The sequence below is a fragment of the Streptomyces sp. NPDC048643 genome (genome assembly GCF_040650615.1).
Lineage (GTDB): Bacteria > Actinomycetota > Actinomycetes > Streptomycetales > Streptomycetaceae > Streptomyces.
The window spans coordinates 22,172-43,312 of sequence record NZ_JBEZHO010000068.1 but is presented as its reverse complement, the minus strand read 5'-3'; the positions used below and the strand labels follow the sequence as shown (position 1 = coordinate 43,312).

Genomic DNA, 21,141 nt, shown 5'->3' with positions numbered 1-21,141 from the left:
CCATCAGCCTGCGCACCCCCTTCATCACAGGCGGCCTCCTCATGGTCCTCGTCGCCCTCATCAGCCTCCCCGCACTCAGCAACCGCGCCATCCAACAAGCCACCGACGAAACAACCCAAGAACCCACCCCCACACACACCACACAAAACACCACCACCGACACCACAACGAAGCAAGGCGCATCGAAGTAGCCACAGAACCACCGTTCCTCCGAGAGCTCGTAACACGGTCACGGGTGGGTGTTCCTGAGGCGTCCAGAGCAGCCAGAACGGCGGCGTCGTACTGTCACGCCCGGCCAGGGCACCGCAACGAGATCGTGTTACGAGCTCCGAAGAGGAGAACAAGCATGTCTGCTCCCCCCGTTACCCCTGCTTCCGCCGCTTCCGCCGCTTCCGGCGCCGCCGAGCAGCTGCCCCGCATCCGTTCCGCGCTCGGCCGGCTCGTGAGCTACAAGCAGGGCAGGCCCGTACGCTCACCCGAGGGGCACGCCTTCCCGTTGTCCGCCAACGAATCCCCGTACGAGCCGATCCCCGCGGTGGTGCAGGCGATCCACGAGGCAGCGCTGGGCGTCAACCGCTACCCGGACAACAGCTGCGCGGACCTGATCTCCGAGATATCCGCACGCTTCGCCGTGCCGGAGGAGACCGTCGCTGTCGGCTGCGGCTCCGTCGGTGTCTCCCAGATGCTTCTGGAGGCGGTCGCGGAGCCCGGCGGGGAGGTCCTCTACGCCTGGCGCTCCTTCGAGGCCTACCCGATCCTGACCAGGCTCTCGGGCGCCACGCCGGTCGAGGTCCCGCTCAAGGACGGGGCTCACGACCTCGACGCGATGGCCGCCGCGATCACCGACCGGACGCGGCTCATCTTCATCTGCAACCCCAACAACCCCACAGGAACGGTGATTTCCCGATCCGACCTCGAAGCCTTCCTCGACCGGGTCCCCGCCGACTGCCTGGTGGTCATCGACGAGGCCTACATCGAGTACGTGCGCCACGACGACGTCCCCGACGGCCTCACCCTGCGGCCCGGGCGCCCCAACGTTGTAGTCCTGCGCACGTTCTCCAAGGCATACGGCCTGGCCGGACTCAGGATCGGCTTCGTGGTCGGACACCCCACCGTGGTCGAGGCCCTGCGCAAGGCATTCCTCCCCTACAGCGTGAACGGCGTCGCGCAGGCCGCGGCGATCGCGGCCCTTCGCTCGGAGGAAGCCCTGATGGCCCGTGTGGAGACCACGGTCGAGGAACGCGAGCGGGTCCACCACACCCTGACCGAGCAAGGCTGGCGCGTCACCCCCAGCAGCGCCAACTTCCTCTGGCTCCAGCTCGGCGACCGGACGCTCGCCTTCGCCGGTCACTGCGCGGCGACGGGAGTGGCGATCCGGCCGTTCGCCGGCGAGGGAGTCCGCGTCTCGATCGGCTCTCCCGCGGAGAACGACGCCTTCCTCGCGGCGTCCGCCACCTTCCCCACCACGCCCGGCCACCCGGGACCGGGCGAGGGCACCCACTCGCAGGACCACCGCGCAGCCGGTGACGAGCACACGCCCCAGAGCAGGCACCTGGACCGCGTTCCGGCAGAGCCCGGCACGTCGTAAAGACGGGGACAGCAGCCGTCAGTCGGGACCGGCCGTGTGAGATCTCGCGAGAGATGAGAGGGTCTGTCGGGTGAGCGAGACACCACCCAACACCCTGCAATACCGCTTTGACGGGCCGGAAGACGCACCTGTCCTGATCCTCGGACCCTCCCTGGGCACCACCTGGCACATGTGGGACCGGCAGGTCCCGGAGCTCGCGAAGAGCTTCCGGGTCTTCCGCTTCGACCTGCCCGGACACGGCGGAGCCCTCGCCTACCCGGCCGGCTCCGTGGCCGAACTGGCGGGGCGGCTGCTCGCCACGCTCGACCAGCTCGGCGTCCAGCACTTCGGTTACGCGGGCTGCGCGTTCAGCGGCGCCCTCGGCATCGAGCTGGCCCTGCGCCGCCCGGAACGCGTCGCCTCCCTCGCCCTGATCGCGGCCTCACCCCGCTTCGGCACGGCCGACGAGTTCCGCCAGCGCGGAGTGATCGTGCGGTCGAACGGGCTCGACCCGATCGCACGCACCTCGCCCGAGCGCTGGTTCACCACCGGCTTCGCCGCCGCCCAGCCCGCCATCACCGAGTGGGCCGTGCAGATGGTGCGCACCACCGACCCCGGCTGCTACATCGCCGCCTGCGAGGCCCTCGCCGCCTTCGACGTACGGTCCGAGCTGGGCCGGATCGGCGTGCCCACCCTCGTCCTCGTCGGCTCCGACGACCAGGTCACCGGCCCCGCGGAGGCCCGCACCCTGGTCGCCGGCATACCGGACGCGCGCCTGGCCGTCGTCCCCGGCGCCTCCCACCTCGTACCGGTCGAGCAGCCCGCCGCCGTCACCGACCTGCTCGTCCGCCACTTCTCCACCGCCTGGCAGCCCACCGCCTTCGACTCCGCGACCGGGCAGATGGCGATCCAGTCCGCGCCTGTCCACCCCGCCCTGTCCGCGCCACCCCCGGTCGCCCCGTTCGCGGAGATCGGCCCCGCCGCCGCACCGCCCGAGGTCATGGGCAGGCCCGACCCCTACGACGCCGGGATCAAGGTGCGGCGCGAGGTGCTGGGCGACGCGCACGTGGACCGGGCGCTGGCCGCCGCGGACGAGTTCTCCGGGGACTTCCAGGACTTCATCACCCGCTACGCGTGGGGGGAGGTCTGGAACCGGCCCGGACTCGACCGGCGCTCCCGCAGCTGTGTCACCCTCACCGCCCTCGTCGCCGGCGGACACCTCGACGAACTGGCCTTCCACACCCGCGCCGCCCTGCGCAACGGCCTCACCCCCGTCGAGATCAGGGAGGTCCTCCTCCAGGCGGCCGTCTACTGCGGCGTACCGGCCGCGAACAGTGCCTTCAAGGTGGCGCAGCAGGTGATCCGTGAGGAGACCACCCCCGAGGAGTGAGCGCCGGAGCGAGCGGCCCGTACACGCGGGCGGTGGAGCCCCGGCGCGGCCACGGGGGCAGGATGGGACGTATGAAGCTCACGAAGAAGTCGCACGCCTGCGTCCGTCTCGAGAAGGACGGGCGCACGCTCGTCATCGACCCCGGCGGTTTCAGCGAGGAGGACGCCGCCCTGGGCGCGGACGTCATCCTCGTGACGCACGAGCATCCCGACCACTTCAGCGAGGAGCGGCTGCGGGCCGGCATGGAGGCCAACCCGGCGGCCGAGATCTGGACGCTGCGCTCGGTGGCGGAGAAGATCTCCGCGGCCTTCCCCGGCCGGGTGCACACCGTCGGCCACGGCGACACGTTCGGTGCCGCCGGATTCGACGTGCAGGTGCACGGCGAACTGCACGCCGTGATCCACCCGGACATCCCGCGCATCACCAACGTCGGCTTCCTCGTCGACGGCGGCCGCGTCTTCCACCCCGGCGACGCGCTCACCGTCCCCGGCGGCCCGGTGGAGACGCTGATGCTCCCCGTCATGGCGCCGTGGAACAAGATCTCCGAGGTCATCGAGTACGTCCGCGAGGTCAAGCCGCAACGCGCCTACGACATCCACGACGCCCTGCTCACGGACCTGGCCCGGCCCATCTACGACAGCCAGATCGGCTCCCTGGGCGGCTCCGAGCACCTGCGGCTCGCCCCGGGGACGTCGGCCGAGGTCTGACCGGACCGCCGCCCATCCCGCCCCCTGGCGAGCCCTTTCCCCGTCGCACGTCAGGGGGCCCGGGTGTCTCCCGCGGACCCGTTGTCGTACCCGCCCGGTAGGTTGTGGGGCATGCGCATCGCCACCTGGAACGTGAACTCGATCACCGCCCGCCTGCCGAGGCTGCTGGCCTGGCTGGAGAGCACCGGCACGGACGTGCTGTGCCTCCAGGAGGCCAAGATCGCCGCCGAGCAGTTCCCCACGGACGCTCTGCGCGAGCTGGGCTACGAGGCGGCGGTGCACGCCACCGGCCGGTGGAACGGCGTGGCGGTGATCTCCCGCGTCGGCCTGGAGGACGTCGTCAAGGGCCTGCCCGGCGACCCCGGCTACGAGGGCGTCGAGGAGCCCCGGGCCGTGTCGGCGACCTGCGGCCCGGTCCGCGTCTGGTCGGTGTACGTGCCGAACGGCCGCGAGGTCGGCCACCCGCACTACACGTACAAGCTCCAGTGGTTCGACGCCCTGAAGACAGCGGTCGCGGGCGATGCGGCGGGCAGCCGCCCGTTCGCCGTGATGGGCGACTACAACGTGGCGCCGACGGACGACGACGTCTTCGACGTGGCCGCCTTCGAGGGCCTCACCCACGTCACCCCGGCCGAGCGCGACGCCCTCGCCGCACTGCGGGGGACCGGCCTGTCGGACGTGGTCCCGCGCCCCCTGAAGTACGACCACCCCTTCACGTACTGGGACTACCGCCAGCTCGGCTTCCCGAAGAACCGCGGCATGCGCATCGACCTCGTCTACGGCAACGAGGCGTTCTCCACAGCGGTCAAGGACGCCTACGTGGACCGCGAGGAGCGCAAGGGCAAGGGCGCCTCCGACCACGCGCCGGTCGTCGTGGACCTGGACGTCTAGGACGCCCCTCCGGCCCGCCGCGCCGAAGGACCGGGCGCGGGCGCCGTCCGGTGGCGACACCGCCCGCCACCGCCCGTCACCGGCGAACCGGAGCCGCGACCGCAGGGCTCCCGGCCGCCGGCCCCGTGTGTCGGTCGACCAGCAGGACGAGCTTCCCGCGCACCCGGCCCCGCTCGCCCGTCCGGTGCGCCTCGGCGACCTCCGCGAGGGGGAACGTCCGTGCGACCGGGAGTGCGAAGTGCCCGGACTCGATCAGTTCCCCGATGTCGCCGAGCGCGTGGACCGCGCGGCCGCTGTCCCCGCGGCTGAACGTCACCCCGTGCTGCCGCGCTCCGGCGAAGTCGGCGACCGTGAGGACGTGCCCGGCACCACCGGCGAGACCGATCAGCTCGGGAAGCACCCCGCTGCCGGCGACGTCGAGCGCCCGGTCGACACCGTCGGGAGCGAGCGCGCGGACCCGCTCGACGAGGCCCGCACCGTAGGCGACGGGCTCGGCGCCCAGCGACCGGACGTAGTCGTGGTTCGTCGGACCGGCGGTGCCGATCACCCGCGCACCGCGTTCCACGGCGAGCTGGACGGCGGCGCTGCCGACGCTCCCGGACGCACCGTTGACGAGGAGCAGAACGCCGCCCCCGACCCTGAGCTGGTCGAGCGCCCGGGTGGCCGTCTCCACCGCGGCGGGCAGCGCGGCGGCTGCCGGGAAGTCGAGCGACGGCGGGATCGGCGCGTAAGGGGACAGCACCGTCAGCTCGGCCTGGGCCGCACCGTCGGGGGCGAAGCCGTACACGCGGTCGCCGACGGCCACATCCGTGACCCCCTCGCCGAGTTCGTCGACGACACCGGCCGCCTCGTGGCCCAGGGTCTGCGGTAGCTCCTCGTCCATCAGCCCCTCGCGCTTCTTCCAGTCGCTCGGGTTGACGCCGGCGGCACGCACCGCGATCCGGACCTCGCCGGGACCCGGCCGCGGATCCGGTAGATCCACGATCTCCAGCACCTCGGGCCCCCCGAACCGGCTGAACCGCACTGCCTTCACGACTGCCTCCGCTCTCGCCCCGCACACCCGCCGCGCGCCCGACGGTGCGGGCGCCTCCGCACGGGCACCGTACGGAACGTACGACACCCGTGCCTGCGCCTCGCCGGGTGAGTCGGCGCGGTACGCGCGTGAGCGGTGCCGTGACGCTAGTCGTTCAGGCGGGCGAGGAGCAGGTTGGGGTCCTGGGCGGTGACGTAGGCGGCGCTCGTCACGTAGACGGTGCGACCGCGCAGGGCGACGGAGGTGGGGTTCTGGAGGCCGTCGGCCCGGGTGAGGACGATGGAGTGGCTGCCGTCGGGCTGTACGAGGGCGACCTGGCTGGTGCCGTTGAGGGTGGCGAGCAGGCGGTCGCCGTGGCCGGTGAAGGCGAAGTCGTCGATGCCCGGCAGGCCGGTGGCCCTGATCCGGGCCCGGCCGGCGTGTCCGTCCGGGAGGACGGGGATGCGGACGACGGTGCCCCGGTCGAGGTTGCCGGCCCAGACCGCACCGTTGTGGACCTTCAGCCCGTTGGCGCCGAGGAAGCCCGTGGAGGCCAGTTCGGGGGCGGTCGACCAGGCGGTGGCGGTGCCGCCGGTGGTGGGCACGCGCCAGATGGTGCCGAGCACGGAGTCGGTGACGTAGAGGGTACGGCCGCGGGCGTCCAGGGCGAGGCCGTTGGGCAGGCCGTCGGCGGGCAGCGCGGCGATCCGCTCGGGCCGGCCGCCCGGCCGCAGACGCCAGACGCCGGTCAGGTCGGAGGTGCCGGTGGCGTACAGGAAGTACAGGGTGCCGTCGTGGGCGCGGGTGATGCCGACGGTCAGCGGGAAGCCCAGCACCGGCGTGTGGACGCCGCCGTCGGCCGGCTTCGGCAGGGTGGCCAGGATTCGGGTGGTGGTGCCGTCGCGGGACACCTTGGCGACCTGCCGGCCCGCGGCGAAGGTCACGTACGCGTCGCCGCCCGGTGCCAGGGCGATGTTCTCGGGGGTCCGTCCCGAGGCCAGGTCGAAGTGCGCGGCGATCCGCGCGTTGTCCAACGACCCGGAGACGGCGGTCGACGCCACGGCCGTCGTCGACGGTGTTTCCGCCGGTGCGGACGCCGACGCCGGTGCCGAGGCCAGTGCCGCCGTCAGGGCCGTGACGAGGACGGCCGCCGACGCGGAGAGGGTGGAGAGCTTCTTGACCATGGTTCCTTCACTTGTTTTCGGGCATGCGGCAGCAACACGCCGACACATGAGGGTTGTTGGAGGAGACGGGAGAGGAGATGTGCGGGCGCGAGGCCCGGTCAGGCGATGGGCGTCCGGGGTTCCGGGCGCGCCGGGACGGTCCGGAGGGACTCCGGCACGACGGATGCGGGGCCGGCCGGCGGGGCGGACCGCACGGCCTGGGCGAGCAGGGTGAGGGCGGCACGCGAGGACGAGTCCGACGCGGCCGTGGCGACGACGACGGCGGGCCCCGGACTGTCGCTGAGGGTCTGCTGCGTGAGGGTCAGCGCACCGACCAGCGGGTGCCGCATCGCATAGGCCGCGACACTGCACGCCCTGACCCGGTGGTCCGCCCACATCGACGCGAACTCCGCGCTCTTCGAACTGAGTTCGCCCACCAGCGCGTGCAACGCCCCGTCGTCCGGGTGCCGTCCCGCCACCAGCCGGAGGTTGCCCACCACCGCCCTGGCCTTGCCCGGCCAGTCCGCGTACAGCTCGCGGGTGTGACCGTCGAGGAACACCAGCCGGGCCATGTTGGGCCGTCCGGCCGCCGACTCCGGTGCCTGCGGGGCGAGATGGCCGGCGAACAGGGCGTGCCCCAGGCGGTTCCACGCCAGCACATCACTGCGCCGGCCGAGCACCACCGCCGGAACGTCCCCGAGCGCGTCGAGGAGTTGACGCATCGCCTCGGTCACGCGTTCCGGAGCGGGCCGCCGCCCCCGCGGGCGTTGCCGGTCCGCGCGGGCCAGGTGACGCAGGTGCCGCGCCTCGGACTCGTCGAGCCGCAGCGCGCGGGCGATCGCGTCCAGCACCTCCGGTGAGGCACTCTGCGACTGGCCCTGCTCCAGCCGCGTGTAGTAGGAGACGCTCACGCCCGCCAGCAGGGCCAGCTCCTCGCGCCGGAGCCCCGGCACGCGCCGCCGTTCCCCGTACGTGGCCACTCCGACGTCCTCGGGACGCAACTGAGCACGCCGCGTCCGCAGGAAGTCCCCGAGGTGCGATGTTCCGTTCATGACTCCGAGTATCGGCGCCCCGGCGCCATCCAGCCTGCCCCGGCTGTGGGTAGGCAACGGCGGGTCCGGTACGCCGGTGATTCGGCCCATTCCGTGATCAACTGCCGCAAGATAGGCTCGTGGAAATGCCGGGAACGCGGAGCCGTCGGCGATCGCACCCCACGGAGAGGCCGGTCATGAACATCCCCTTCTTGGAAAAATGGCGCAGGCGCCATCCGGCGCACCAGGACCGGGCGCTCGCCGCCGCCTTCGAGGACGACCCGGACGGTGTCGCCGAACTGCTCTCGGAGTGCGAACTGCTCCGCTCCCAGGCCGCGGCCGTCGGCCTCGAACTGGACGACACCCCGGCCTCGTTGGCGGCGCTCGACCAGCTTCTGCCGCTGTGGCGCGACGACCCCGAGGCGCTTCCCTGGCTCGGCAACGACGCCGGCCTCTACCTCGGCACGGTCGTCGTCCGCACGGTCCCCGGCGCGTCCTGGCACGTCTGGCCCGGCGGCAGCCCCGCCGTCCGGCTGCCCTCGGGCCGCGAGATCGCGGTCGTCGAGGCGGGCCTCGACTGGGCCGTCCAAGGCGTCCCCGAACTGTCCCAGACGTACGCCGAAGCCTCCGAGGGGTAGCCGAAGTGCTCGCGCCGGCCCCGCTCCCAGGGCACTCCTCGAAGCCCGGACGTGCCGGAAGCGTGCCATCCGGGGGATCGCACGGAGTGTCGTGATGAGGTCGTGATGCAGCCTCAAATACGGTTAATTGCTCTGCGTGCGTGTCGTCCCTTAAGTCCAGTTTTGCGTCGATAGTTTGCGTTGACCGACACAGCTGAGAGTGGGCAGGACCGAATGGCCGTCGATCCGTTGATCGAGCTGCACGACGTCACCACGTACTTCGGGGAGCTGCATGTTCCGCAGGACGTCGACCTCACCGCCGGCACAGGGGAGGCGACCGCCGTCACCGGTCCGCCGGTACCGCGGGTATCGCGGGAAGGAGGGCAGTCCGCCCGCTGAGCCGTCCGCACCCCGGCAGAACCCCAACCGCCGTACAGCACAAGGAATCCCGCACCCGGGGGCACCGCTCCGCGAGCGGACACGCCGAACCCGCGGGCACGTCCACGGCACCAGGACGGCCCGGCCCCACGGCATCCGCGCCCCGCACGGCGTGGCCCGCCGACTCCGCACCGGGAAGCCGACCGCGCCGAACCTCGACTACGATGTGGCGTTCATCCCCGCGGTGACGGCGACCCCGCCGCTCCGCACCGGGATGTGCGCGCCGCTCACCCGGGCCGACCGGTGGGAGCGGCGCAGTCCCGAGACCGAGGCCGTGGACGTGGCACCGGCCGAACCAGGGACGCTGTTGCCGGGTGGGGTACCCCCCACCGCCCCGCCACCGTAGGGGAGCAGCAGCTCACAGGGCCAGGCCCGGCCGGCGGCAGCCGGAGATCACTGCTCGCGCAGGGGCACCGACACATACGACGGGTCGTGCTCCGGCGAGGAGAAGGTCAGCTGCGCGCCGGACGGGTTGTGCTCGATGTAGAGCGGGTCCACCGTGTCGACGACCAGGGCCAGCCGATGCCCTGCCGGGACGTCGTAGGCCGTGGAGAACAACTCCAGGTCCACACCGAACGGCTTGCCGGGCGTCCGCCCGTGGAAGGTGTACGGCGCGTTGCTGACCAGCTTGCCGAGGCCGAGCGGCCCCACGTCGTACAGATAGGCGACGAGGGTGCCGCTCTCCTTGGTCGCGGTGACCGTCGTGTGCACCCGTGCCGTGCCGCGCACCTGTTGTCCGCTCGAATACCTCTCCGACTGCCACACCGCGGCCCAGGTGCGCGGCAGCAGCGGGATCGAGGCCATCGGCGGGGTCCGCGTCAGCTGGTCGAGGATGCTGGACAGGAAGACCACTCCGCCGTCCGCGCCCGAGTCGACGTTCGTGTGGATCGTGGTGGTGCCGGCCAGGGCGATCTTCCGGCTGGTCGCGCCGACGGACTTCCAGTCCGGGTAGCCCTCGTAGCCGCCGGTGGAACGGGACTTGAGCCGCACGGGCTGCTCGCGGTCGACTCCGTTGTCGTCGCCCTTGAGGTAGTGGTCGAACCAGCGGCCGGTGTCGGTCCACACGTCGTTGGGGAGCCCGAGCAGGCCGGTCAGTTCGGCGGTGGCGTGGTCGCCGGGCCGGAACTCCAGCCGCTTGGGGCCGGTCAGCTCCTCGTAGAACCTGCCGTACTGGTTGGGCGAGAAGATCGTGTCGCCCCAGGCGTTGGCGAGGAAGACGGCGGCGCCGTTCTTGTTGAGCTGGTCGACGTAGGTCTCGGGGGAGCGCTTCCTGCCCCAGTCGATGAGGCTCTGCTCCTTGGAGAGGTTCGAGGAGAAGAAGTCCGTGAACACCTGCTGGACTTCGGGTCCGGGCCGGCCGGTGAGGTAGCCGGCGCCGTCCAGCAGGGCGGCTGCCTGGGCGTGTTGGGTGCGGTTGGAGTAGATCGAGTCGATCAGGTCGGCCCAGCCGCTGAGCGCCGCGACCGCCTTGATGCGCTTGTCGTGCGCGGCGGCGAGCAGACTGATGCCGGCCCCGTACGAGACACCCGCCATGCCGACCTTCCCGGGATCCGCCGGGGTGTTGGCGAGCGCCCAGTCGATGACCTTGGAGGCGTCGGCGGTGTCGGGCGGGCCCGCGACCTCGATCTGCCCGCCGGACTGCCAGAACCCGCGGACGTTGTAACTGACCACCACGTAGCCCGAGTTCGCGAGCTTCTGGGCCTGCGCGAGGTACTCGACCTGCGGCAGGCCCCAGCTCGTGGGCAGCACGATGAGCGGGTAGGCACGGGTGCCGTCGGCTCCCGCGGGGGTGACGACGTTGGCCTTGAGGGGCGTTCCGCCGTCTCCGGCGATGTCGACGAACCGGATGCCGCCGCTCGTGCCGCCCGCGGCCTGGGCGGCGGGGGCCATCCCGAGGCCGGCGGCGGCGATCAGCGTCGCAAAGGCGGCACCGACGGCGGACGTGCGCAGGGCGTTGCGACCGTGTCCCACGGGTCACTCCTCACTGGTCAGTGCAAAGTGACCCGACGGTAACCTCGGCGGCTACCGGAGGTAACCCGTCGGTAAGTTACGTGCGAGTAACGATTGTTGAAGAGTTCATTTCCCCGCAGACGGACCCCGCCCCCGTGTGCGGGGCGCGCGTGCGGGCGACGACCCGAGCGGCCGTCCGGGATGCCCGGCGCTACGCCAGAGCGCTCCTGGCCTGCCAGTCGGCCAACGACAGGTTCCACTCGCCGTACCCGTTCCCGGCGGCGGGCGCCCCCTTCGAACCGCTGCCGGTCACCTCGAACGGGTCGCCGACCCGGGCCCGCGCGTACAGCCAGGACGCGTCGGCGTCGCTCATGCCGATACAGCCAGAACTGTGGTTGGTGTTGCCGAAGTAGGCCGCGTTCCAGGGCGCCGCGTGCGCGTACATCCCCGACCAGGTCAGCCGCATCGAGTAGTCGACCATCTTGTCGTAGGCGTTCCCGAGGCCCACCGTCTCGGAGCGCATGTTGACGGTGCCCTCCTTGGCCATCAGCACGGAGGTCCCGCCCCACGAGGCCTTCGCACCGCCCGGGGTGCCGGCCGACACCGGGACGGACCGCAGCACCCGGCCGTCCCGGACCAGGGTCAACTGCTTGGAGCCGAGGTCGACCCGGGCGACCTGGCTCCTGCCGACGGTGAAGGACGTCGTGTAGTCACGGACGAACCAGCCGCCCCCGGCACCGGAGTTCACCGTGTCGAGGCGGGCGTCCAGCCGCACCTTCGTGCCCGCCTTCCAGTACGTCTTCGGCCGCCAGTCGACGCGGTCCCTGCCGTCGTGGTTCGTCACCCAGCCCCAGGACCCTGTCGTGTGGTTCGACGTGGTCACCGAGAGGTGGCGTTCGACGGCTGCCTTGTTCTTCACCGGACGGTCGAACACGATCGACACCGGCTGCGCGACACCGACCGTGGTGCCCTTGCCGGGCGCCAGGGTGAGCTTGTTGATCTTGCCCGGACGGAACGGCTTCGCCCGCTCTGCGGCCGGGCTCGCCGTCGGCTCCGGCGAGGTCCGCACCGCGTCCGCCGCGGCGGGGGAGCCGCCGGAGCAGGCGCTGAGGACGACCGCGGACGCGGCCGTGGTGAGGGTGAGCAGGGAGCGGCGTATGCGACGCAAGGGGACGTACCTCCGTACAGGCTGTGGACCGTACGGAAAGAGACGGAAACGTCCTTTTGGGTTGCTCGATGCCGTTTATGTCACATCCGCGACAGGAGGCACCGGGGAGGGGCGGGGTGCGCGGCAGGGGAGTGTGGGACGCGCCACCCCGCCCGTAGCGGCACCGCCCGCACCCACGCGGCCCGCCAGCCCCCGCCCGCCTCGCCTGCGCCGTTGCGGTGCCCGCTCGCGCTCCGGTGCCCGCTCGCCCTCCGGTGCGCTCGCCCTCCCCTCGTCGGCCGCTCAGGACTCCGCGCGGTGCTTGGAGCCCGCCGCCGCGGTGGGTGCCGGCGTCGGCAGGGGGGCCTGGGCGGCGCGCGTGACGTCCGCGACGACCTCGACGACATCGGGACCGTACGCCTGCGAGTTCACGACCTTCAGCAGCAGGACGAAGCTGCTGCCGCCGTGCTTGCGGGCCAGACGCGCGTGGTTGCGGGCGAGGTAACGGGTCGCCGCCTGATTGGTGATCGCGCGCTGCCCGCAGAAAAGGAACACCGGTCGCGCGTCACGGCCCTGGCCCGCGGTGAGCCGGCCGAGGATCACGTACTCGCCCCGGCCCGCCTCCAGGCGGTACCGCTCGCTGCCGATCTGGAACGCGCCCCGATCAGGACCCGGCTCGGAGTCGACGTTCACCCGTATACCGGGCAGCAGCGAGTGCAGATGCGCCGCCATGCGCCGGTTCGACGACGGGCCGCCCACACAGAACTCCGTCCGCTCCCCGAAACCCTGCTGCGTGGCGTCGTGCGCGATGACCTGGGCATGCGCACCACAGTCCTTGATCAGCGCGGACAGCTCCAGCAGCGCGAACACGTCGTGGCGCATCACCGTGAGTTCGGGCCCACCCGCCTCGCGGTTCACCACCAGCAGCGACTCGGAGTTGTCGGGGAGCCCGAAGAACGCCTGCTTGCGCCGCAGTTTGCGCTTCCACAGATAGGTACGGGCGAGCCAGCCGAGCGCGGCACTGATGCCGGCCGCCAGGACGCCGAGGACGATGTTCCGCACGTCGTCAGTCATGGGCGCGCATGCTAGCGGGCCCACGGAAACACGTTCGAGGGGGTCCTGACGCGAGCATGGCATCAACGTTACGCTGCGCCCACGGCTGTTGACTGGAGGTACGGATGCGTCGCCCTGTTGCGCGGAATCTGGCGGTCCTGGCGGTTTCGGCGACGGTGATGACGGTCGGTGCCGCGGCACCCCCCGCAGCACCGGCCGCAACCGGCACCGCGAGAACGACCGGCGCGAAGACACCCGTCGCGGTCGGCTACGGAGGCGCCGTCGCCAGCGTCGACCAGGACGCCTCCGCCGCCGGCATCGAGGTCCTGAGGAACGGCGGCAACGCCGTGGACGCCGCCGTCGCCACGGCGGCCGCCCTCGGCGTCACCGAGCCCTACTCCTCCGGCATCGGCGGAGGCGGCTACTTCGTCTACTACGACGCCAAGTCCCGTACCGTGCACACGATCGACGGACGCGAGACGGCACCCCTGACCGCCGACTCCGGACTGTTCCTGGAGAACGGCAAGCCCCTCGCCTTCGCCGACGCCGTCACCAGCGGCCTCAGCGTGGGCACACCGGGCACCCCCGCGACCTGGCAGACGGCCCTGGACACCTGGGGCAGCAAACGCCTGGGCAGCGTCCTGAAGCCCGCCGAGCGCCTCGCCCGCGACGGGTTCACCGTCGACGACACCTTCCGCACCCAGACCGAGGCCAACCAGGCCCGGTTCGCGAACTTCCCCGCCACCGCGGAACTGTTCCTGCCCGGCGGCTCCCTCCCCGTCGTCGGCTCCACGTTCAAGAACCCCGATCTGGCCCGCACCTACACGGAGTTGGGGGACAAGGGGATGGGCGCCGTCTACCACGGCCGCCTCGGACGGGAGATCGTCGACACCGCCCGGAAACCGCCCGTGGACCCCGCCTCCGGCTACAACGCCCGCCCCGGCAAGCTGACCGCACGCGACCTCGCCGCCTACGAAGCGAAACGCCAGGCACCCACCAAGGCCTCGTACCGCGGCCTGAACGTCTACTCCATCGCCCCGTCCTCCTCCGGCGGAACCACCGTCGGTGAAGCCCTCAACATCCTGGAGAACACGGACCTCTCGAAGGCGAGCGAGGCACGCTACCTCCACCGCTTCATCGAGGCGAGCCGCATCGCGTTCGCCGACCGGGGCCGCTGGGTCGGCGACCCGGCCTTCGAGGACGTCCCCACCAAGAGCCTGCTCACACAGAAGTACGCCGACTCCCGCGGCTGCCTCATCAAGGACGACGCCGTCCTCACCAGCCCCCTCGCCCCCGGCGACCCGAGCCACCCCGCCGCCTGCACCACCGCCGGGAAGGCCGCCCCCACGACGTACGAGGGCGAGAACACCACCCACCTGACGGTCGCCGACAAGTGGGGCAACGTCGTCTCCTACACCCTGACCATCGAACAGACCGGCGGCAGCGGCATCACCGTCCCCGGACGCGGATTCCTCCTCAACAACGAACTGACCGACTTCTCCTTCGCGCCCGCCGACCCCGCCGTCCACGACCCCAACCTGCCCGGCCCCGGCAAACGACCGCGCTCGTCGATCTCCCCGACCATCGTCCTCGACCGCCACAGCCGGCCCGTCGTCGCCCTCGGCTCACCCGGCGGCGCGACCATCATCACCACCGTCCTGCAGACCCTGACCGAGTTCGTCGACCGGGGCCTCCCCCTCGTCGACGCGATCGCCGCACCCCGCGCGAGCCAGCGCAACGCCGCCCAGACCGAACTCGAACCCGCCCTCTACGACAGCCCGTTGAGGGCCCGGCTCGAAGCCATCGGCCACTCCTTCAAGCCGAACCCCGAGATCGGCGCCGCCACCGGCGTCCAACGCCTCCCGAACGGCGCATGGCTGGCCGCGGCGGAGAAGGTACGCCGAGGCGGCGGTTCCGCGATGGTGGTGCGACCGGCGCCCTAGACACCCTCGGCGCGACGCCACGATCCGGGCGAGAACCCACCTCGCCCGGATCACCCCGCTCCAAAACCGGACCCCCGGGGGAACGGCCCCCGCCCCGGCGGCCGAAGCCCGCGCCTCATTCGGCGCACCGCCAGGACACGCCGACACCACCGAACCAGGTGCCACCTTCCACCGCCCCGCCACGCGGCGAGCCACCCATCCGCCGGCCGGACCTGGCCGACCCCCAACACGCCGACGGGGGAGGGGAGTAGGGTCGCCCCACATTCGGCGCGCCCGAAGCGGAGCACACCGAATGATCCATCTTTGACGGCACTGCGCCCGCACCGAAAACTCCCTGTAGCCGATCCGTAACACGGCTGGTGTTTTCTACCGGACCGGGGCACTCCAGTCGGGCGGGAGTTGGGTGATGACTGTAGAACAACTCCCTGGACAGGTACGGGAGTTCGCACGCTACCTGAACGAGCTGATGGACCGGCTCGATCAGGGCGGCGGCTGGTGCGGAGTCTTCTGGCAACGCGACCCCGACGGCATGCGCGCCTGCCTCGACGGCTGGGAAGTACCCCCCTGGGACGTCGTCGAAGCACTCCTCCAAGACCTCCTCGCCGGATACGGCGACCGGGCCACAGCCCAGGAGACCGACCGCGCCCGCACCCTCCACCACGCCTCACTCACCGCCCACGACGCCCGCCCCGGCGGCCGGAACGCCCTCGGCGACCGCCTCGACGTCATGCTCCGCGAACAGCGCTACGCCGCCGAACGCCAGACGGAACTGGCCCGCCTCCTCCACACCGCCGGCACCCACGAGGAGGCAGACGCCATCCGCCTCGACCTCGCCTGGGCCCACGACGACCACGAACGCGCCACCGCCCGCTGCGCCGAACTCCGCCACCGCATCGACCGCATCGACCGCCGCGCACGGACCGCACCGGCCCACCCCGCGCCCGCACCCGACGGCACCTGGACCCCGCAGCCGCAGAACCGGTCCCACCCCACCGAACCGGACACCCACCCGCGCGAACCCGCACCGGCCGCCCCCGGCTCGCACACCACCCCCTACGCGGACCGGTACGACACCGGCCCGAACCCCGCCGCCTCCCCCACCCCGGCCCCCGCACACGACCCCCACCCATGGGTCCCCGCCCAGGGCGGCCCGAGGAACACACCGGCCGACCCCACACCCCACACCCATCAACACCGGACACCAGGCCGGCACCGCGACGACACCCCCGCACCCGACGGCCGCCCCCAACCCACCACCCAGCAGCCCGCGTTCGCACCGGCCGCAGCCGACAGCCCCGCCGCACCCACCGCCAAACGCTCCAAACGCCGCACCCGGGGCAGCGCCCGCTTCGCCGGAATGACCGAAGCGGACACCGGCCCCACCCCCCTACCCGACACGGCGCCCACCCTCCCCGCCCCCGCCGCACCCGGCCGCCGCACACCACGCGGCGCCCGCTTCGCCGGAGCCGCCGAAGAACCCGCACCCCACCCCGCCCCCGCCACCACCCCACCCGACGACGACGCCCGGCACCACACCACACAGACCGTCGCCACCCTCACCCGGCTCCGCGCCGAAGGCCGCAGCGGCGAAGCACACGCCCTGCTCGTCGAAGCCGCCCACTGGCCCGCCGCACGCTTCCCCCACCTCGCCACCGAACTCCACCGCCACGGACTCGACGCCGACTGGGCCACCCTCCTGTGGGAAGCCGCCTCCCTGCCCGCCGACCGGCTCGTCGCCGCCGCCGACGCCCTCACCGCCGCAGGCCGCACCACCGACGGACAGCAAATGCTCCGCCAAGGCGTCGCCCGCCCCGCCCCCGAGATCGGCGCAGCCGTCCTCGCCCTCGCCGACCAGGGCCGCCACCGCGAACTCGGCGCACTCCTCAGCGCCTACGTCCGCGTCCGCACCCCCGAAGAAGCCGCCCGCAGCGCCCAGCCCGACCCGCAACGCCTCGTCCCGCTCCTCCTCGAAGCCGCCCGCACCGTCTCCGACCAACGCCACTGGGACCTCGTCCACGCCCTGCGCGTCGCCGGCTTCACCTCATGACCACCCGCCCCGAGGCGACCGCACCACCCGCACACCCACCCCGCAGGCCAGGCCCGTCGGCCACACCCACCGGCCACCCGCCCCTCCTCCGATCGGGCCCCATCGCCCGGGCCACCGGCCACGTCCTTCACCCGTGGGAGTGGGAAACGTGATCGACTCAGCGGGGTAACGACGACGGTCTTGGCAAGGCTGTCCGGGGGGCTTACCTTCGAGCCTCTACCGCCTTTGTCTACGGGCGTAGAAGCTCTCTGACGTCCCGTCGAAGGAGCAGCTCATGGCCAACGTCGTACGCGCCGCCCTCGTCCAGGCCACCTGGACCGGCGACACCGCATCCATGATCGCCAAGCACGAGGAACACGCCCGCGAGGCGGCCCGGCAAGGCGCCAAGGTCATCGGATTCCAGGAAGTCTTCAACGCCCCCTACTTCTGCCAGGTCCAGGAACCCGAGCACTACAACTGGGCCGAACCCGTCCCCGACGGCCCCACCGTCACCCGCATGCGCGAACTCGCACGCGAAACCGGCATGGTCATCATCGTGCCCGTGTTCGAAGTCGAACAGACCGGCTTCTACTACAACACCGCGGCCGTGATCGACGCCGACGGCACCTACCTCGGCAAATACCGCAAACACCACATCCCCCAGGTCAAAGGCTTCTGGGAGAAGTACTACTTCAAGCCCGGAAACCTCGGCTGGCCCGTCTTCGACACCGCCGTCGGCAAAATCGGCGTCTACATCTGCTACGACCGCCACTTCCCCGAAGGCTGGCGCCAACTCGGCCTCAACGGCGCCCAACTCGTCTACAACCCCTCCGCCACCTCCCGCGGACTCTCCGCCCACCTCTGGCAACTCGAACAACCCGCCGCAGCCGTCGCCAACGAATACTTCATCGCCGCCATCAACCGCGTCGGCCAAGAGGAATACGGCGACAACGACTTCTACGGCACCTCCTACTTCGTCGACCCCCGCGGCCAGTTCGTCGGAGACCCCGCCGACGACAAAACCGAAGAACTCATCGTCCGCGACCTCGACTTCGACCTCATCGAAGAAGTCCGCCAACAATGGGCCTTCTACCGCGACCGCCGCCCCGACGCCTACGAAGGCCTGGTGCAGCCGTGACCGACCTCCACACCCGCCACAAAGCCGTCCTCCCCGACTGGCTCACCCTCTACTACGAAGACCCCATCGAAATCACCCACGGCGAAGGCCGCCACGTCTGGGACACCGACGGCAACAAATACCTCGACTTCTTCGGCGGCATCCTCACCACCATGACCGCCCACGCCCTCCCCGAAGTCACCAAAGCCGTCAGCGAACAAGCCGGCCGCATCATCCACACCTCGACCCTCTACCTCAACCGGCAGATGGTCGACCTCGCCGAACGCATCGCCCAACTCTCCGGCATCCCCGACGCCCGCGTCTTCTTCACCACCTCCGGCACCGAAGCCAACGACACCGCCCTCCTGCTCGCCACCACCCACCGGCAGAGCAACCAGATCCTCGCCATGCGCAACAGCTACCACGGCCGCTCCTTCAGCTCCGTCGGCATCACCGGCAACAAAGGCTGGTCACCCACCAGCCTCTCCCCCCTCCAGACCCAGTACGTCCACGGCGGCGTCCGCACCCGAGGCCCCTACGCCCACCTCGACGACGACGCCTTCATCACCGCCTGCGTCGACGACCTCAAAGACCTCCTCGGCCACACCCGCACCCCCGCCGCACTCATCGCCGAACCCGTCCAAGGCGTCGGAGGCTTCACCGCACCACCCGACGGCCTCTACGCAGCCTTCCGCGACGTCCTCCACCAACACGGCATCCTCTGGATCGCCGACGAAGTACAGACCGGCTGGGGACGCACCGGCGAGCACTTCTGGGGCTGGCAGGCCCACGCCGCCTCCGGACCACCCGACATCCTCACCTTCGCCAAAGGCATCGGCAACGGCATGTCCATCGGCGGCGTCGTCGCCCGCGCCGACATCATGAACACCCTCGACTCCAACTCCATCTCCACCTTCGGCGGCTCACCCATCACCATGGCCGCCGGACTCGCCAACCTCACCTACCTCCTCGAACACGACCTCCAAGGCAACGCCCGACGCGTCGGCGGCCTCCTCATCGAACGCCTCCGCGCCATCACCGCCCACCTCGACGGCGTACGCGAAGTCCGCGGACGCGGCCTCATGATCGGCATCGAACTCGTCAAACCCGGCACCGACGAAGCCGACCCCCAAGCCGCCGCAGCCGTCCTCGAAACAGCCCGCCGAGAAGGCCTCCTCATCGGCAAGGGCGGCGGCCACAACACCAGCGTCCTCCGCATCGCACCACCCCTCACCCTCACCGTCGCCGAAGCCGAAGAAGGCGCCACCATCCTCGAACACGCCCTCACAACAGCCCGGTAACACCCCACGCGCACCCGCCGAACCGCACCCGCCGACACACGCGGCCCCACACACCGCCGCCCCCACCCCGGCACCAGCGCACCACCGGCGAACCGAACCACCGAACAAGGGGAACGCCGACATGACCACCACCCCGGAACCAGCCCTGTCAGTACGCCAGATCCTCACCCTGGACCGCGTACTCGCCGGACAACCCGAGGTGGTGGCCGGCGCCGGACACCTCGACCGCACCGTCCGCTGGGTCCACGTCGCCGAAGCCGCCGACGTCGGCGTCATGCTCACCGGCGGCGAAATGATCCTCACCACCGGCGTCCTCCTCGCAGACGACCCCGACGCACAGACCGACTACATCAACTCCCTGCACCACGCAGAAGCAGCCGCCGTCGTCCTCGGACTCGGCCGCGCCTTCCCCACACCACCCGACCCCACGCGCCGCGCCGCCGAACGCTGCGGACTCCCCATGGTCGTCCTCCACCGACCCTTCCCCTTCGCCGAACTCACCGAAGAAGTCCAATCCCGCCTCGTCCGCGCCAAATTCGCCACCGTCACCCTCTCCGAAACCATCCGCACCGCACTCACCACCCTCATCACCAACGGCGCCCCCCTCCAACACCTCCTCGACGAAATCGCCACCCACACCGGCTGCCCCGTCGTCCTCACCAACCTCGCCCACCGCGTCCTCGCCACCGCCGGCGAACACCACGCCGTCGACGACATCCTCCGCGACTGGGACCGCATCGCCCGACAAGCAGGACACAACGAAGGACACGGCTGGATCCGCGCCGAACTCCACGGACGCGGACAACACTGGGGCCGCATCGTCCTCTGCGGCCACCCCGGCGACACCACCACCGGCCGACTCCTCGCCGACCGCGCAGCCGAAGCCCTCGTCCTCCACCACATCCTCGGCGGCCCCACCCACACCTGGGAACAACACTCAGCCCACAGCCTCCTCACCGACCTCACCAACAACACCCAACCCGCCCGCCACCTCCTCCCACGCGCCCGCGCCGCCGGCCTCCCCGTCAACCGCCGCACCTTCGTCCCCCTCGCCACACACGACACCGACCCCACCCAACTCGACCGCGTCCTCCGCCTCCTCGGCCTCCCCGGCCTCACCGCCGAACTCACCGACGGCACCACCGCCGCCCTCCTCAGCCTCGCCCCCGACCAGGACGCCCACGCCCTCACCACCCACCTCGCCACCCGACTCCGCCACGAAACCGGCACCCCCACCACCCTCGCCGCCGCCCCACCCCGCACCACCTGGGACGACATCCCCACCGGCCTCCGCGAAGCCCTCCACATCGCCCAAGCCACCGCCGACACACCCCCCGACCACACCCACCCCCCACTCCTCACCCTCCGCGACATCCACCTCCGCGGACTCGTCCGCCTCCTCCGCGACGACCCCCACCTCCAAGCCTTCGCCGAACGCGAACTCGACGGCCTCCTCACCACCGCCAACCCCGAACACGACCTCCTCTCCGTCCTGCGCACCTACCTCGCCACCGGCCGCAACAAATCACGCACCGCCCAGCTCCACCACGTCAGCCGCCCCGCCCTCTACCGCCGCCTCGAAACCATCCAGACCCGCCTCGGCATCGACCTCGACGACTTCGAACAAGCCGCCTCCATCCACATCGCCCTCCTCGCCCACGACGCCCAACACCACTGAACCCACACCCCACGCAACACCACTGAACCCACACCCCCGAAACCCCCGACCACCCACCCGAAACACCCCACGACCCGGAGGTGACACCGTGCAACGCCACCCCACCCCAG

The 21,141-nt window shown here is 71.5% G+C and carries 17 protein-coding genes and 1 pseudogene; 12 read left to right on the top strand and 6 right to left on the bottom strand.

Translation table 11 applies throughout. The features are described 5' to 3' along the window. The 5 genes from AB0C62_RS38650 to AB0C62_RS38630 form a co-directional block, all read left to right on the top strand. Positions 1-191, top strand: a 191-nt coding sequence (locus tag AB0C62_RS38650) for a hypothetical protein (RefSeq protein ID WP_362981468.1), incomplete at its 5' end; no start/stop codon positions are given. Positions 192-346: 155 nt separating this feature from the next. Beyond that, positions 347-1,588: a histidinol-phosphate transaminase gene (hisC, locus tag AB0C62_RS38645; RefSeq protein ID WP_362981466.1), complete on the top strand. Its 1,242-nt coding sequence runs from the start codon at positions 347-349 to the stop codon at positions 1,586-1,588. Between the two features lie 70 nt (positions 1,589-1,658). Next, complete coding sequence (gene pcaC / locus AB0C62_RS38640; RefSeq protein WP_362981464.1) at positions 1,659-2,957, top strand: 4-carboxymuconolactone decarboxylase; 1,299 nt, start codon at positions 1,659-1,661, stop codon at positions 2,955-2,957. A 71-nt stretch (positions 2,958-3,028) separates the two neighbouring features. After that, the gene (locus tag AB0C62_RS38635) at positions 3,029-3,664 is read left to right on the top strand and encodes an MBL fold metallo-hydrolase (RefSeq protein WP_362981462.1); all 636 of its coding nucleotides are present in this window, start codon (positions 3,029-3,031) and stop codon (positions 3,662-3,664) included. Positions 3,665-3,775: 111 nt separating this feature from the next. After that, positions 3,776-4,555 carry an exodeoxyribonuclease III gene (locus AB0C62_RS38630; RefSeq protein ID WP_362981460.1) on the top strand — a complete coding sequence of 260 codons (780 nt, stop codon included), beginning with the start codon at positions 3,776-3,778 and terminating at the stop codon, positions 4,553-4,555. A gap of 76 nt (positions 4,556-4,631) precedes the next feature. Here the strand turns inward: AB0C62_RS38630 and AB0C62_RS38625 are convergent, their stop codons facing one another. The 3 genes from AB0C62_RS38625 to AB0C62_RS38615 all read right to left on the bottom strand — a co-directional run bounded on the left by AB0C62_RS38625 (position 4,632) and on the right by AB0C62_RS38615 (position 7,782). After that, on the bottom strand, positions 4,632-5,588 hold the full coding sequence (locus AB0C62_RS38625) for an NADP-dependent oxidoreductase (protein WP_362981458.1): 957 nt from the start codon (positions 5,586-5,588) through the stop codon (positions 4,632-4,634). Positions 5,589-5,734: 146 nt separating this feature from the next. Further along, positions 5,735-6,751 carry a hypothetical protein gene (locus tag AB0C62_RS38620; protein WP_362981456.1) on the bottom strand — a complete coding sequence of 339 codons (1,017 nt, stop codon included), beginning with the start codon at positions 6,749-6,751 and terminating at the stop codon, positions 5,735-5,737. Positions 6,752-6,849: 98 nt separating this feature from the next. Continuing rightward, positions 6,850-7,782 (bottom strand): helix-turn-helix transcriptional regulator, encoded by a 933-nt coding sequence (locus AB0C62_RS38615; RefSeq protein WP_362981454.1) that lies wholly within the window; start codon positions 7,780-7,782, stop codon positions 6,850-6,852. Between the two features lie 176 nt (positions 7,783-7,958). On the opposite strand from AB0C62_RS38615, the gene AB0C62_RS38610 reads away from it, so the two are divergent. Both AB0C62_RS38610 and AB0C62_RS38605 read left to right on the top strand, forming a co-directional pair. Continuing rightward, positions 7,959-8,399 carry a DUF6278 family protein gene (locus tag AB0C62_RS38610; RefSeq protein ID WP_362981452.1) on the top strand — a complete coding sequence of 147 codons (441 nt, stop codon included), beginning with the start codon at positions 7,959-7,961 and terminating at the stop codon, positions 8,397-8,399. 213 nt (positions 8,400-8,612) lie between these two features. Continuing rightward, positions 8,613-8,711 (top strand): annotated as a pseudogene (locus AB0C62_RS38605) (amino acid ABC transporter ATP-binding protein); the annotation flags it as partial. Positions 8,712-9,209: 498 nt separating this feature from the next. Here AB0C62_RS38605 and AB0C62_RS38600 read toward each other — a convergent pair. The 3 genes from AB0C62_RS38600 to AB0C62_RS38590 all read right to left on the bottom strand — a co-directional run bounded on the left by AB0C62_RS38600 (position 9,210) and on the right by AB0C62_RS38590 (position 12,987). Beyond that, positions 9,210-10,787, bottom strand: a complete 1,578-nt coding sequence (locus AB0C62_RS38600) for an alpha/beta fold hydrolase (RefSeq protein WP_362981450.1) — start codon at positions 10,785-10,787, stop codon at positions 9,210-9,212. 190 nt (positions 10,788-10,977) lie between these two features. Beyond that, positions 10,978-11,934 (bottom strand): L,D-transpeptidase, encoded by a 957-nt coding sequence (locus AB0C62_RS38595; RefSeq protein ID WP_362981448.1) that lies wholly within the window; start codon positions 11,932-11,934, stop codon positions 10,978-10,980. A gap of 282 nt (positions 11,935-12,216) precedes the next feature. After that, positions 12,217-12,987 carry a hypothetical protein gene (locus AB0C62_RS38590; protein ID WP_362981446.1) on the bottom strand — a complete coding sequence of 257 codons (771 nt, stop codon included), beginning with the start codon at positions 12,985-12,987 and terminating at the stop codon, positions 12,217-12,219. Between the two features lie 104 nt (positions 12,988-13,091). On the opposite strand from AB0C62_RS38590, the gene ggt reads away from it, so the two are divergent. The 5 genes from ggt (at position 13,092) to AB0C62_RS38565 (ending at position 21,031) form a co-directional block, all read left to right on the top strand. Beyond that, a complete protein-coding gene (gene ggt, locus AB0C62_RS38585) occupies positions 13,092-14,909 on the top strand; it encodes a gamma-glutamyltransferase (RefSeq protein WP_362981444.1) in 1,818 nt (605 codons plus the stop codon). Positions 14,910-15,315: 406 nt separating this feature from the next. After that, positions 15,316-16,956, top strand: coding sequence for a hypothetical protein (locus AB0C62_RS38580; protein ID WP_362981442.1), 1,641 nt, complete (start codon positions 15,316-15,318; stop codon positions 16,954-16,956). A gap of 274 nt (positions 16,957-17,230) precedes the next feature. Beyond that, the gene (locus AB0C62_RS38575; RefSeq protein WP_362981440.1) at positions 17,231-18,073 is read left to right on the top strand and encodes a nitrilase-related carbon-nitrogen hydrolase; all 843 of its coding nucleotides are present in this window, start codon (positions 17,231-17,233) and stop codon (positions 18,071-18,073) included. After that, a complete protein-coding gene (locus AB0C62_RS38570) occupies positions 18,070-19,353 on the top strand; it encodes an aspartate aminotransferase family protein (protein ID WP_362981438.1) in 1,284 nt (427 codons plus the stop codon). The genes AB0C62_RS38575 and AB0C62_RS38570 overlap by 4 nt, the downstream gene beginning before the upstream one ends. A gap of 121 nt (positions 19,354-19,474) precedes the next feature. After that, positions 19,475-21,031, top strand: a complete 1,557-nt coding sequence (locus tag AB0C62_RS38565; RefSeq protein WP_362981436.1) for a PucR family transcriptional regulator ligand-binding domain-containing protein — start codon at positions 19,475-19,477, stop codon at positions 21,029-21,031. Positions 21,032-21,141 lie beyond the last annotated feature (110 nt).